Raw genomic sequence first — 14,454 nt, forward strand, 5'->3', positions numbered from 1 at the left:
TACCTATGGTTGATTTAATGAAATATGCAGCTAAGGGCGGTTGTGCTTGCAAGATTGGGCCGCACATTTTAGAGGATGTGTTGCAACATATGAAGATGCCTACACATCCAGCTGTATTGACCGATGCATCTGGTATGGAAGATGCTGGAGTGTATCAAATTAATGAAAGTCAAGCTATTGTACAGACGGTGGATTTTTTTACACCTCCAGTGGCAGATCCGAGACTCTTTGGTAGAGTAGCGGCTTGCAATAGTTTAAGTGATATATATGCCATGGGGGGCACGCCTATATCAGCATTGAATATTGTAGGATTTCCTGTGTCTTTAGTGAAAGAAGGTGTCCTTCGTGAGGTCTTAGAAGGTGCCAATGAGGTCTTACTGGAGACGGGAGTAGCTCTTCTTGGTGGTCACAGTATCGAAAATGAAGTGCCTATTTTTGGAATGGCTGTGACCGGTCTCATTAATCCACGTCATATTTGGACGAATGGAGATGCTCAAGTGGGTGATGTCTTAATTCTATCTAAACCGATTGGAACGGGCATTATGAACACGGCTGCAAAAGGTGGCGTATTCCCAGAAGGTGTGCAGGAAGCTGTGCACAGTATGGGAACGATTAATAAAGGAGCTCGAGATGTGGCGGCGCAGTTTATCATTCATGGTTGTACGGATATTACGGGATTCAGCTTGATTGGTCATGTATCTGAAATGGCAAAAGCTAGTGGAACATCTGTGGAACTCTATGCGGAGCAAATTCCTCTCTTTACCGATGTATTAGAGGCTGCTAGTATGGGCTTAGTCCCAGCATCTACGTATGGGAATCGTAAAGCATTAGGTGATCAAGCTGAGTTTGCTGACCATTTAGATCCAGTATGGAGCGATATTTGTTTTGATCCGCAAACATCAGGTGGTTTATTATTTGCTTGTTCTGAAAGTGAAGGAAAGCAGTTACTTTCAGAGTTACAAGCAAAGGGTTTACAGGCCGCGCAGATCGGCCGTGTCATTCAGGAAGGAAGGAAACAAGTCTATGTCAAATAAAGAAGTAACGATAGATATGCGAGGCCAAGTATGCCCAGCGCCTGTGATTGAAGCAAAAAAAGCGATGGATTCTGATGCGAATCTGTATGTAAAAGTCATTGTCGACAATGATGTGAGCCGTGACAATGTGGTGAAACTAGGGGAATACCGTGGCTATGAAAACCATGTATTAGAACAAGAGGGAAATTACATCGTTGTATTGATTCCCCCTACAGCTGTGAAAGCGGAAGTGACTGCGGTTAGTGCTGTAAATATTCAAACTTCGAATGATTTAGAGGACCTGGATTTGGAAGATATTTTTGAAAATGAATTTGCTGCACCCCTAGGAAAGGTTGTAACGAATACAACGATTGCTGGTGGAGAGGCCCCATTTTATATGACAAATGGTACAGGTAGCTTGGAGCGCAGTATTGCAGCTTATGAAAAAACAAAAGCAGAAAAAGCAGCAATGGGTGCGCCGATTAGTCAAGATACAGTTCCCCCTGAATTGATGGGAACCGCGGTACCGTCTGTGCCAACCTCTTCTATGGGTGGCAAAGTGCTATTGTTGACAAAAGATTATTTGGGTGAAGGCAGTGAAGAGTTAGGTCGTAATTTGATGAAGACATTCATCTATGTATTGACAGAAACAGATGTGAAACCCAAAGCCATCTATTGCATTAATAGCGCTGTAAAAATGCTGGTAGAAGGGTCGGAACATATTGAAAACTTCAAAGCCTTAGAAGCAGCAGGGGTGACTATTAGTGGCTGTGGCATTTGTTTAGACTTTTACGAGGTGAAAGACAAAGTGCAAGTAGGCACTATTACGAATCTGTATGCTATTACTGAAAGTATGATGCAAGAACCATTTGTTACATTGTAATTAGATGCGTGGTAACATTGGTAGATAGACCTGGAAAGATTGAATGAGGTAGACGCACATGAACGTTTTTGCAGTAGATAGTAAGAAACCTGATACAGCTACAGATAAGGTACCACAAAAAGTACTCGTTCTATTTAGCTCTTACTATTTTGCAGATAAAGCAGATAAAATGTTAGGGCAATATAAAGTGCCTCATCAGTTAATGCCAGTTCCACCAGAGCTATCTAGCGCTTGTGGGCTCTCTATTGGTGTGCAAGAAGAATACATAGAAGAAGTGTTACGTATCTTTGAAGTAGAAAAAATAACTCCTTCTCATATGTATTATTATAAAAAGGGAAAAGAACCAACTGAATATGTACGCAGATCTTGCTAACTAAAAAAGGCATATACAGTGATATTTTAAGTAAAAGTACACTGTATATGCCTGTATTGTTAGTAGGTTATTATACGTTGAAGCGGAAATGTGTTACATCGCCGTCTTTCATAATATAGTCTTTGCCTTCTAGGCGAACAAGACCTTTTTCTTTGGCCGCATTTTGGCTGCCGCAAGCTTCTAAATCGTCAAAGGATACGATCTCTGCACGAATGAAACCTTTTTCGATGTCAGAGTGGATTTTACCAGCTGCTTGAGGAGCTTTTGTGCCTTCCACGATAGTCCACGCACGAGCTTCCATTTCGCCAGCTGTGAAGTAGTTAATTAAGCCCAATAAGGAGTAACTAGCTTTGATTAATTTTGTTAAGCCACTTTCTTCTAAACCGAGGTCAGCTAGGAAAGCTGTTGCTTCTTCGTCGGATAATTCAGCAATTTCAGATTCAATGCGAGCAGATACGACAACTACGCCAGAACCTTCTTTAGCAGCATAGTCTTCTACTTGTTTTACAAATTCGTTGCCAGAGTAGTCGGACACTTCATCTTCCCCCACGTTGGCTACGTATAAAGATTTTTTAGCTGTTAATAGTGTTAGGTCTTTTAAGATTTCTAGCTCATCGTCTGTTAAGCCTTGGGCACGAACAGGGATGGCATCGCCTAAAGCAGCAGATACTTTTTCTAAAATAGGCGCTTCCATGCGAGCATCTTTGTCACCAGATTTTGCTAACTTAGCAATACGTTGTAAGCGTTTATCTACGCTTTCAAGGTCAGCTAAACAAAGTTCGGTGTTGATGATTTCAATATCGCGAACAGGATCTACAGAACCAGCCACATGTGTGATGTTAGGGTCGTCGAAACAACGGATAACTTGGGCGATGGCATCGACTTGGCGAATGTGGCTTAAGAATTTATTGCCTAAACCTTCCCCTTTGGATGCACCAGCCACAAGGCCTGCAATATCTACGAAACGCATGGCAGCAGGTAAGATGCGTTTAGAACCGAACATCTCAGCCAACACCGCTAAACGAGCGTCGGGTACGTCTACGACGCCTACATTTGGTTCGATGGTACAGAAAGGGTAGTTTGCCGCTTCTGCGCCAGCTTTTGTAATAGCATTAAACAATGTACTTTTTCCGACATTTGGAAGGCCTACAATGCCTACTTCTAAATTTGTGCTCATGTGTGGGTAACTCCTTTGTTGGTTGCGATAAATTATTAAAGTAATATAAATGCCTAACGATATAAGGTTTAGTGGACCTTAACACGTTAGGCATTTCGTGTTCCATCATTCGAGATGAGCCTAACGCCTAGTACACGTTGAGGGCTCTCTTTTTTACAGTCATAGTATACCATAATTGCATACTAACTGCCAATAGATTTATATAAAATGTAATAATAGAGGAAAGCTGATGCGTTTTGACCAACCTTCCTCTACTTTATTTTTGGCTATGTTATTACAGTTCCGGGTATCTTATGAAATAAGATGCTATTAACGTATATCTTATAGATAATGTGCACGTAATTCTTCAGCAGATTTTGGAGACAACCAAGCTGGTGCGATATCGAATACTGTGAAAGCACCACGGCCACCATGTGCTGCTAAGCGATGCACACCACGAGCGAAGGCTACTAATACAGCGCCAGTGAACTCAGGGTTAGAGTCTAGTTGTAAACCGAATTCGTAGATGTGTTTTGTACCTGTTGTAGTTTCGCCGCTGCGGATCACAAGACCGCCATGTGGGATGCCTTTGTGATTAGCATCTAATTCTTCTTGGGAGATGAATGTTACAGTTGTCTCATAGCCAACGAAGTAGTTAGGCATTGTTTTAATTTCATTTTCAATGCGAGCTGCGTCAGCGCCTTCTTCCAATACTACATAGCATTCACGAAGGTGAGAAGAAGTAGCTGTCACTTCTGGTGTTTCACCATTGCGGATAGCAGAGATGATTTCTTGTTTAGGCACTGTGTATTGGCGAGCATCTGCTACACCTTCGATACGACGGATCGCGTCGGAATGACCTTGAGATACACCACGGCCCCAGAATGTGTAGGAATCGCCTTGTGGTAAGATACTTTCAGCGTACACACGTTGTAAGGAGAACATGCCAGGGTCCCAACCGCAAGAGATTAATGCTGCTGTGCCAGCTTCTTGGGCTACTTTGCGCACGTTTTCGAAATGTTCAGGGATGCGAGCATGTGTGTCAAAGCTGTCGATGACATTGAAATGCGCTGCTAAAGCAGGAGTTTGGTCGATTAGGTCTGTAGCACTACCGCCGCATAATACCATGACATCGATTTTGCCTTTGAAAGATTCTACTTCTTCCATTGTGTAGCTAGGAACGCCACTAACAGTTTGTAAACCAGAACGGCGAGAGAATACGCCTACTAATTCCATATCTGGTTGTAATGCTACAGCCGCTTCTACACCGCGACCAAGATTGCCGTATCCAACGATACCAATACGAATGTTGCTCATTGTTACTTCCTTTCGTGAAAGTTGATACTTTCATTAATATTAATGCTATACGAACTGTAATGTAAGATTACAGTATATGATGAAATAAAATAGGGAGGATTATATCCGCTATTTTTCGCATGTACCATTATAGCGAAAAATTCTCATAGAGAAAAGGGGGGATATTAAAATTGTAATGTTTTAATGCGATCGACTGCACGAATGGTGTTTTCTCGGCTGCCGAATGCAGTGAGACGTAAATAGCCTTCGCCTTCTGGGCCAAAGCCAGAACCAGGAGTGCTTACAATGTGTACCTTTTCTAATAGGGTATCGAATAAGTCCCAGCTAGTCATGCCTTTTGGTGCTTGAATCCAAATGTATGGAGCATCAACACCACCAAATACAGTTAGACCAATGGCTTCTAAGCCTTCACGGATAATGCGAGCATTTTCCATGTAGTAAGCGATGTGTTCTTTAATTTGTGCACGACCTTCTGGTGTGTAAACAGCCGCAGCACCACGTTGAATGATGTAAGGAACACCATTGAATTTTGTGGTCTGGCGACGATTCCACATTGGGTTCAGAGGAACACGTTTGCCTTCTGCGTCCTTTGCAGTTACTTCGTGAGGCACTACAGTGTAGGCGCAACGAGTACCAGTGAAACCTGCCGTTTTAGAGAAAGAACGGAATTCGATAGCCACTTCACGAGCGCCTTCGATTTCATAAATAGAACGAACTGTATCTGTAGATGTGATGAAAGCTTCATAAGCGGAGTCGAACATTAAGATTGCTTCGTTATCTTTACACCACTGTACCCATTCCGCCAAACGAGCACGGCTTAATACAGTGCCAGTTGGGTTGTTAGGGCAGCAAAGATAGACGATATCTACTCGTTCTTTTGGGAATGCCGGAGAGAAATGATTCTCTGCATTGGTTGGTAAATATACCACTTTTTCGTAGATGCCGTCGATAGCTTTACCAGTGCGACCACCCATCACATTAGAGTCTAAATATACAGGGTATACAGGGTCAGTAATAGCGATGATGTTATTTTCAGAGAAAATTTCCTGAATATTGCCCACATCAGATTTAGCACCGTCAGATACGAAGATTTCATTAGCTTGAATAGTAATGCCTAGAGGAGCATAATCGCCTTCAACGATGGCATTGCGCAAGAAATCGTAGCCTTGCTCAGGACCATAACCTCGGAATGTATCGGCAGAACCCATTTCTTCCACGGCAGCGTGCATAGCTTCAATGACAGCTGGTACAAGAGGGCGTGTCACATCGCCAATACCAAGTCGAATGATGTCTGCCTCCGGATGGCTTTTTTTGAAAGCTTCTACTTTGCGTGCAATATTTGCGAATAAATAGGAACCTTGTAGGTTTTCGTAATTTGGATTGATAGTAGCCATAGGAGCTCCTTCTGTTATACATCAATAATGATACATTTATATATAGTTTAAATTGCATTTCTATATTCTATAGTATTTGAAGCGATATGTCAAAATAAAATGGTTATACATGAAGAAGTCTGATATATGCATTGTTTATAGTCTAGTTTTGTATTGGAGATTATAAACGCTTGTAAGAGGGATACTAAGGCATATAAAAAGGACTGCCCTAGATGAACAGTCCTGTAGAATTGGAGCGTGTTATTTTCTTTCACGTCAAGTATAGTAATTTACGTTGCACTCTCCGCAAGCGATACATATAACATAACGCTGCCGTAGAGGTACTTGACAATAACCCAATCCATATGGAATAGGGGCCAAAATCTGTGAATAGATAACATAGATACGCAACGGGAACGGTTACCCCCCAATAAGTACCTATAGTAATAATAGACACGCTAGTTACATCACGATAAGCCCGAAGTACACCCTGCAATGGAGTGCCTAGAGCATCGATGATGGTGAAAAACACAGCGTAAGAAATGAAGCTATCGATGAGAGGAATCATGTGTTCCTCTTTAGTGTATAAGCTGGCTAAGAAATCGATGTGTGTGAAGGAATATGTCCCAATACCAAGAGCGATACATATGGCTACGCCACGAGTAATCCATGTGTAGGTAATGGCATTTTGATATCGTTTAGCCCCCAATTCATAGGCAATAACGATGGTAGCTGCCATGCTTAAACTAAGTGGAAAGGAAAACGTTAGACCAAGGAAACTAGAGGCAGCTTGATGGGCGGCTATAATTTCTGTACCAAATTTTGTCATGGCAATGCCGGCAGCACTGAAAATGCTAATTTCAGCAAAGATAGATAAACCGATAGGGATACCTAAGGCTAATTGGTCTCTGATTAATATCCAGCTAGGTCCAGTGAAAGATGACCAAAACCGATAGTGCTTAAAGTTCTTGTGAAATGTAATTAACCCAAGGAAACACAGCATCATGTACCAATAGGCGATGGCCGTTGAAATACCGGCACCAAAGCCCCCAAGAGCGGGGATGGGGCCGTAACCTTGTATGAATAGTACATTGAAAATAGACTGAAATAACACACTACTGCCAATGATGTATAAAGAGTAGCGAGTATTTCCGTGAGCATCGACGATATATCGGAATCCAGACATAATCATCATAGCTGGAAAGGCGACGCACATGGCGTTCATATACTGGATACAAACAGATTTTGCCGCTGGTTCTAATCCCAATAGATCTAATAAAGGAGATAAACCAAGTAGGGTGGCAAGTATAAGAACTGTTGCAAATGCAAGCCCTAAATAGATATTTTGCCACATAGTAGCAGCTACCGATTCAGTTTTTTTAGCCCCTAAGGCGTGAGAAATAATAGGGGTCACACCAAGGAGAATTCCTGACAGACCAAAAAAAGCGGCGACCCATAAGTTATACCCCACACCGATAGCTGCTAAATCTATAGTACTGTATTGCCCCGTTAATGTGACCGCTACAAAACTACCAGCAATGATAGAAAATTGTGTAGCAATGACGGGGGCAGCTACAAGTAGAAAATGTTTAATCATAGAAACTAAAGACATAGTGCCTCCCAAAAACAAACTCACTTATGATATTAATAATGTTAATAACATTTAATTTTATCACTTATTACACTATATGTCTATAGCTGTTGAGGGGTATTGTCTCTTAAAAAGACGTGGTGTATAATGGTAACAATTCAGTTATATCAATAGATATAACGAGGTATATTGTGGAAAAATCATAGATGTATATAATTTTTGCATATATCTATGTAATTATCGCGATGAGTTTGGTGGAAACACCGGAAAGGAGTTCTATGTTAGGAGCAATCATTGGAGATATGGCGGGCTCAATCTATGAGTTCAATAATATCAAAAGCAGAGACTTCGAGTTTTTGTCAGAGGCTTGTGAGCCTACAGATGATTCGATTTTAACATGTGCTATTGCACGAGCTTTAATCGATGTAAAAGGAAGGGGGACACATTTACAACGAGCTACTATCTATCGTATGAAAGAATATTTTCTTTCCAATCCATTACCGATGGGTGGATTTGGTGCAAAATTTTTCCAATGGGGGTTATCTGATGTGACTGAGCCCTATGGTAGTTGGGGTAATGGAGCAGCGATGCGTATTAGTCCTGTGGCTTACGTAGGGAATAGTGAAATGGAAGTCAAACTGTTGAGCCAAATTATAACAGGTACCACCCACGATGATCCGGAAGGATTAAAAGGTGGAGAAGTGACGGCTTTAGCCGTGTTCAAAGCACTTCATGGAGCGACGAAAGAAGAAATTCAAGAAATGGTACGATCCTATTATCCTGGGGAGTACAGCGTGGAAGAGTTGCATAAGACTTATAGGTTTGAGCCAAGTTGTCAAAAAACAGTGCCAGAAGGGATGCAATGTTTCTTTGAAAGTGAAGATTATGAATCGGCTATCCGCAACGTGATGTACATCGGTGGTGACTGTGATACATTGGGTGCCATTGTTGGTGCTGTGGCAGGAGCCTATTATGGAATCCCAGAATGGATCCAAGAAAAAGCCTTATCCATAATGCCAGAATATATGGTGGAAGACTATAATGACTTCAAAGCAATGTATATGAACAAAGAAAAAACCCTCTAAAGCTAGCGCTGGACACGCATATTGCCTTTGAGGGTATGATACAAGGGGCCGGAATCCCCTATGCAATTGTATTGTACCATGTGAAAGGCAATGACGATAGAGAGAAAATAGAATTATGATAAAAATATGGGAGGCTACTCGTATGTGAGTGGTCTCCCTATTTAGTATTGACGCAAAAAAAGAACCTGCCCACCGGCAGGTTCTTTTTAGGATGATGATGTACGCCCATACAAAATCATGACAACTATATCAACACTTTGAGTGCTAATACCATAATGGTGAATTCACTTGGCCATGATAAGGCGATCATCAATATGTGACGTATCCCATACAACGCATATTGTAGTAATAAAAAATCCTTTTTCTTGTGTTTTGGAGTATCAGAAAAAGGCCTTTGATTCTCCTCCCTATCTCTCGTAGGTCAAGTGGTGAATGATGAATAGGCAGTTCTCCTGACTCAGCTTCAACGCTCCTCCAGCCTTCCCAGTTTCCCAGTGACATAATTGGATTTGCTCTGCTTTACAGTGGCGGGACCGTGCCAGACTTTAACTGGCTTCTCTATTATGCTTTCGCACCTATTCCCGAATGTTTGATTGTATGTGTGTATTGTACTCTTTTAGTTTTTCGATGTCAAGAACAAGATGAATAAGTATGACTATTTTATAATTAGAGAGGTATAATTGTGACTTTTATTACTAATTGTCATGATTGAGATTGAAGTGCGCCTTTTCTTGCTAAATAGATAGCATTAATTTATAATGAATGAAGATAATACAATATATTGTGAAACATAAAGGATGAAAGAATGAAGTATACAAGTACGCGCAGTCATGAAACAGTGAGTGAAACCTTTGCGTTGCTCCATGGATTGGCAAGTGATGGAGGGTTATATGTGCCGGCGGAGTTTCCGGAACAATGTTTGTCCTACCGCGATGTGGCAGATAAAAGCTATGAAGAAATTGCACTGGTTGTGTTGAGTAAGTTATTTACGACTTTCACAGAAGCAGAATTAGAAAAGATGATTCGTAGTGCTTATAATACGGTGAACTTCGATACACCAGATATGGCGCCAATGCATTCCTTGTTAGAGCGAGTATCCGTGTTGGAGTTGTTCCACGGTCGCACCCAAGCTTTTAAAGATATGGCCTTATCTTTGTTCCCGTACTTATTGGTGGCAGCAAAGGAAGCGGAAAAAGAAACAAAAGAAGTGTTGATATTGACAGCTACCTCTGGTGATACAGGAAAAGCAGCCTTAGAAGGGTTCAAAGATGTGCCGGGAACGCATATTCAAGTGTTTTTCCCAACGGATGGCGTTAGCCCTATGCAACAAGAGCAAATGCAAAAGCAAGAAGGTGCAAATGTCAATGTAACAGCCATCGAAGGTAACTTTGATGATGCGCAACAATTTTTGAAGCGTCTCTTTGTGGATACTGATGTGGCGAAGGAAGTGGCAGACAAAGGCGTGAAGTTCTCTTCTGCTAACTCTATTAATATCGGCCGTCTAGCGCCACAAGTGGTGTACTATGTGGCAGCCTATGCTGAATTGGTAAATACAGGGGCTATCCACGAAGACGAAGCGTTTAATGTGGTGGTGCCAACAGGCAACTTCGGCAATATTTTGGCCGCTTACTATGCAAAACGCATGGGTATTCCGGTTGGTAAATTAATTTGTGCCTCGAACCAAAACAATGTGCTCGCAGATTTCTTCAGCACTGGTACCTATGATATGAATCGTCCGTTCTATACAACCATTTCTCCGTCTATGGATATTTTGGAAAGTTCTAACTTTGAACGGTTTATTTATTATGTGAGCGGTGAAAATGCAGAATTGACAGCTGAGCGTATGAAAGCACTGAAAACAGAGGGCAAATTCTCTGTCACTCCAGAAGAACTACAAGCGGTGCAAAAAGAATTTGCTGGCGCCTATGTAGACGATGACATGACAAAAGCTGTCATCGAGCAAGTGTACAACTCCTATGGCTATGTGATGGATCCGCACACAGCGGTGGCGATGGGAGCTTATATGAAAGAGCTAGAGGCTCATCCTGAAGATGGTCACCGTCATACGGTGATTGCTTCCACGGCGCATCCTTTCAAATTCCCAACACCGATTTGTGAAGCCTTGGATATCAAAGTAGGATCAACTCCTTATGAAAGCTTAGACAATATTTCTGCAGTCACAGGTGTAGGTTGTCCGAAACAATTGGCAGAGTTGCAACATAAGCCATTGCGTTTTACTAAGGTAATTCCAAAAGAATCTATGAAAGAAGAAATTCTATCCTTTGTGGATACTTTCAAACAATAGGTGACCTATGGTACAAGCATTTTTCTTTTCCCTCATGTCATCCTTCGCTTTCAGTATTATGAATTTATTTGTGAAACTTCTAGGCGATGGTATGCCGGCGGCAGAGGTGACATTTTTCAGAGGGCTCATAGGAACAATTGCCGTACTCATAGTGATGCGACAAAAAGGAATTTCCTTTTCCACGGAACATCGAGGGCTATTAACCTTGCGTGGTATCTTCGGTGGATTAGGAAATTTAAGTAATTTCATTGCATTAGTCTATATGACGATGGCAGATGCATCCATACTATTTCAATTATCAGGTATATTCGTCCTGATTTTTAGCAACTTTGTGTTGAAAGAAAAATTGCCTGATGGATCTGCTAAATGGTTAGGATTGATCTTCTTAGCCGTTGTGTATATGATTCAACCTTGGAATTTATCGGGATTGCATTGGTATTCTTTTATTGCCATTGCAGGAGCAGCCTTATCGGCGGCGGCCTATACAACAATTCGCACCATTAGCTTAAAGGGTGGTCACAGTTCCTATGAAATTATGTTTTATTTTTTAGTCACCACCATGCTAGTAGGCGGTATCGTGATGATACCAGATTTTGTGTGGCCTAATGCAACACAAGCATTGTATTTAGGGATTATCGGAGCCATTTCCGTAGTGGCGCAATTCTTCCTAACTGGTGCGTTTGTGGCAACCAATGCAGTAGTGGCACAATTTATGCAATATGTAGGGGTGTTCTTTAACTCCTTCTGGGGATTTATCGTCTTCGGAGAAAACCTGGCCTTGGCGACCGTCATCGCAGGCATTATTATGTTTAGTTCATCAGTGATGTTGGCTCGTTTGAAAGAAGAACAAGCTCACACACGGTAGTCAATCAAGAAAGGGGTATGACGATGAGTGAAAAATTATATCAATTTGGTCTAGTTGGTTTGGCTGTTATGGGACAAAACTTGGCCCGCAACATTGCCCGTCATGGATTCAGCATTGCAGTGTACAACCGTACACCACAAAAAACAGACGATTTTGTAGCCAACTATAGCCACGAAGGAACAATCGGGGGAGCACATACTCCAGAAGAGTTTGTAGCGATGTTAGAAAAACCTCGTAAAATCATGTTCTTAGTGAAAGCAGGTCAACCTGTAGACGATATGATTGAAGCCTTTTTACCATATTTAGATCAAGGCGATACATTAATCGATGGCGGTAACTCCCATTACCCAGATACGATTCGTCGTACAAAATACTTAGAATCCAAAGGTTTCCGTTTCTTAGGAGTTGGCGTATCTGGTGGTGAAGAAGGGGCTTTAAATGGTCCAAGCTTGATGCCAGGTGGCAACGAAGCTTCCTACAATGAATTGGCGCCTATCTTTACATCCATTGCAGCGCAAGTGGCAGACGGTCCTTGCTGCACATATGTAGGTGATGACGGTGCAGGTCACTATGTAAAAATGGTGCACAATGGTATCGAATACGGCGATATGCAATTAATTTCCGAAGCCTACTTCATGATGAAAGAATTACTTCGCATGAGCGATGATGAAATTGGCGATGTATTTGCAAAATGGAACACAGGATTATTAGATTCCTACCTTATTGAAATCACTGCTAAAATTATGAAAGTAAAAGATACTGATGGAACTCCATTAGTAGAAAAAATCTTGGACAAAGCTGGTCAAAAAGGTACTGGTAAATGGACTAGCCAAGAAGGTTTAGACCTTGGCGTGCCAATTCCAACTATCGCAGAAGCCGTATTTGCGCGTGCTATGTCTGCTTATAAATCTGAACGTGTGTTGGCAGAACCAGTATTAGCAGGCCCTACAGAAGTTTTTGAAGGTGATAAAGAAGCCTTAGTAGATGCTATCCATTCTGCCTTATATGCGTCTAAAATTTGCTCCTATGCACAAGGCTTTGCATTGATTAAAGCAGCGGCAAAAGAATATAACTGGAATATTAACTTCGGTGACATGGCATTATTGTGGCGTGGTGGTTGCATTATCCGTGCAGCCTTCTTAGAAGATATTAAAAAAGCCTTCACAAACAACCCAGAGTTGAACAACTTGATGTTGGATCCATTCTTTGCAGAAGCATTGCAAACACACCAAGCAAAATGGCGTGAAGCGATCATTGCTGCGAAACGTTACGGTATCCCAACACCTGCTTTCAGTGCATCCTTAGATTACTTCGATTCCTATCGTCGTGGTGTATTGCCAGCAAATCTAATCCAAGGACAACGTGACTTCTTCGGTGCTCATACATACGAACGTACAGACAAAGAAGGCACATTCCATACAGAGTGGGCGGAAGCGTAACTACTATATAGCTAGATTTTGTAACATGAATATATAGCAAACATCCCTAGGTGGTGGCCTAGGGATGTTGACTTTTATGTATACATGCTCTTTATCTTGCGACCAGCTTTCTATGAATGATATAATTTACTTAACAAATATTGTTGGACTAAGATAATCTGAGGGAGGTATTCTTATGAGCAATGTAACGTTAACGTATTATGGTCATGCTACGGTTGCTTTGAGCAATGGTGATGTAACGTTGGTATGTGATCCGTTTTTTACGGGTAATACATGGGATGTGGCAAAGGCAGAGGATATAGAGTGCCAATATATTTTTGTGTCCCATGGTCATGATGATCATTATGGTGATACCGATATGATTGCCAAGAAGAATGATGCCCTTGTAATCTCTACTGCAGAGGTAGCTCGAAAAGCCGCTGAAGCAGGGGCTCGTAGCCATGCGATGCATTTAGGTGGAAAGTTTAATTTCCCATTTGGTTCTATCCGTTTAACACCAGCTTTTCATGGGTCTGGTGTTCCAGGTGGTCATGCGGCAGGTGTGATCATTGAGTTTTTTGGTAAACGTGTGTATTTTGCTGGGGATACGGCGTTGTTTAGTGATATGAAATTAATCAGTCGCCATGGTGAAATTGACTATGCTTTACTACCAATCGGTGATAACTTTACGATGGGTGTGGAAGATGCGGTGACAGCAGCATCTTGGATTCAAGCAAATACAACCATCCCAATTCATTACAAAACATGGCCTGTGATTGATAAAGAGCCAGCAACCTTTGTGGCTTTGTTAGAAGCAAAGCATAAACAAGCTGGACTTGTGGTTGATCCAGGGCAAACTATCGAGCTGTAATATAAGGAATATGAAAAATAAACAGTTCCTTGAACAAATAAAAATTACAGAAGCGATGAAATTGCTCAATTAATGTAAAAATAATCTTTCTACATGAAAGGATTGTCACTAGCATATGCTAATGTGGCAATCCTTTTTGCGTAGACTCTTTTCTCTAACATAGATTACTGACGTCCCTCCCTTCTCTATGGTATAATGAAATTT

Annotated in this window: 12 protein-coding genes and 1 riboswitch; of the genes, 8 read left to right on the top strand and 4 right to left on the bottom strand. The window is 41.6% G+C overall.

The window, feature by feature from the left end:
• Positions 1-5 precede the first annotated feature (5 nt).
• Genes selD through HMPREF9200_RS00860 form a run of 3 tightly spaced genes read left to right on the top strand, consistent with a single transcriptional unit; the run spans position 6 to position 2,269 of the window.
• On the top strand, positions 6-1,034 hold the full coding sequence (selD, locus tag HMPREF9200_RS00845; protein WP_009352821.1) for a selenide, water dikinase SelD: 1,029 nt from the start codon (positions 6-8) through the stop codon (positions 1,032-1,034).
• Entirely contained in the window at positions 1,024-1,896 is an 873-nt protein-coding gene (yedF, locus tag HMPREF9200_RS08890; protein ID WP_009352947.1) for a sulfurtransferase-like selenium metabolism protein YedF, read from the top strand. Before selD ends, yedF begins: the two co-directional genes overlap by 11 nt.
• Before the next feature lie 58 nt (positions 1,897-1,954).
• Positions 1,955-2,269 carry a DUF3343 domain-containing protein gene (locus tag HMPREF9200_RS00860; RefSeq protein WP_009352885.1) on the top strand — a complete coding sequence of 105 codons (315 nt, stop codon included), beginning with the start codon at positions 1,955-1,957 and terminating at the stop codon, positions 2,267-2,269.
• A 70-nt stretch (positions 2,270-2,339) separates the two neighbouring features.
• Here the strand turns inward: HMPREF9200_RS00860 and ychF are convergent, their stop codons facing one another.
• The 4 genes from ychF to HMPREF9200_RS00880 form a co-directional block, all read right to left on the bottom strand.
• Positions 2,340-3,446: a redox-regulated ATPase YchF gene (gene ychF, locus HMPREF9200_RS00865; RefSeq protein ID WP_009352804.1), complete on the bottom strand. Its 1,107-nt coding sequence runs from the start codon at positions 3,444-3,446 to the stop codon at positions 2,340-2,342.
• A gap of 321 nt (positions 3,447-3,767) precedes the next feature.
• Positions 3,768-4,742, bottom strand: coding sequence for a diaminopimelate dehydrogenase (locus HMPREF9200_RS00870; protein ID WP_009352856.1), 975 nt, complete (start codon positions 4,740-4,742; stop codon positions 3,768-3,770).
• Between the two features lie 164 nt (positions 4,743-4,906).
• The gene (locus HMPREF9200_RS00875) at positions 4,907-6,136 is read right to left on the bottom strand and encodes an LL-diaminopimelate aminotransferase (protein ID WP_009352846.1); all 1,230 of its coding nucleotides are present in this window, start codon (positions 6,134-6,136) and stop codon (positions 4,907-4,909) included.
• Between the two features lie 250 nt (positions 6,137-6,386).
• A complete protein-coding gene (locus HMPREF9200_RS00880) occupies positions 6,387-7,727 on the bottom strand; it encodes an MATE family efflux transporter (protein WP_038144357.1) in 1,341 nt (446 codons plus the stop codon).
• 257 nt (positions 7,728-7,984) lie between these two features.
• Between HMPREF9200_RS00880 and HMPREF9200_RS00885 the strand changes: the two genes are divergently transcribed.
• The 5 genes from HMPREF9200_RS00885 (at position 7,985) to HMPREF9200_RS00905 (ending at position 14,250) form a co-directional block, all read left to right on the top strand.
• Positions 7,985-8,791 (top strand): ADP-ribosylglycohydrolase family protein, encoded by an 807-nt coding sequence (locus HMPREF9200_RS00885; RefSeq protein WP_009352923.1) that lies wholly within the window; start codon positions 7,985-7,987, stop codon positions 8,789-8,791.
• Positions 8,792-9,215: 424 nt separating this feature from the next.
• Positions 9,216-9,385: riboswitch (cobalamin riboswitch) on the bottom strand.
• Positions 9,386-9,596: 211 nt separating this feature from the next.
• A complete protein-coding gene (gene thrC / locus HMPREF9200_RS00890) occupies positions 9,597-11,096 on the top strand; it encodes a threonine synthase (protein ID WP_009352871.1) in 1,500 nt (499 codons plus the stop codon).
• A gap of 7 nt (positions 11,097-11,103) precedes the next feature.
• A complete protein-coding gene (locus tag HMPREF9200_RS00895) occupies positions 11,104-11,961 on the top strand; it encodes a DMT family transporter (protein WP_009352991.1) in 858 nt (285 codons plus the stop codon).
• 23 nt (positions 11,962-11,984) lie between these two features.
• Positions 11,985-13,400 carry a decarboxylating NADP(+)-dependent phosphogluconate dehydrogenase gene (gene gnd, locus HMPREF9200_RS00900; RefSeq protein WP_009352833.1) on the top strand — a complete coding sequence of 472 codons (1,416 nt, stop codon included), beginning with the start codon at positions 11,985-11,987 and terminating at the stop codon, positions 13,398-13,400.
• A gap of 175 nt (positions 13,401-13,575) precedes the next feature.
• On the top strand, positions 13,576-14,250 hold the full coding sequence (locus HMPREF9200_RS00905; protein ID WP_009352968.1) for a metal-dependent hydrolase: 675 nt from the start codon (positions 13,576-13,578) through the stop codon (positions 14,248-14,250).
• Positions 14,251-14,454 lie beyond the last annotated feature (204 nt).

This window comes from Veillonella sp. oral taxon 780 str. F0422 (genome assembly GCF_000221605.1).
In the GTDB taxonomy this organism is placed as follows: domain Bacteria; phylum Bacillota; class Negativicutes; order Veillonellales; family Veillonellaceae; genus F0422.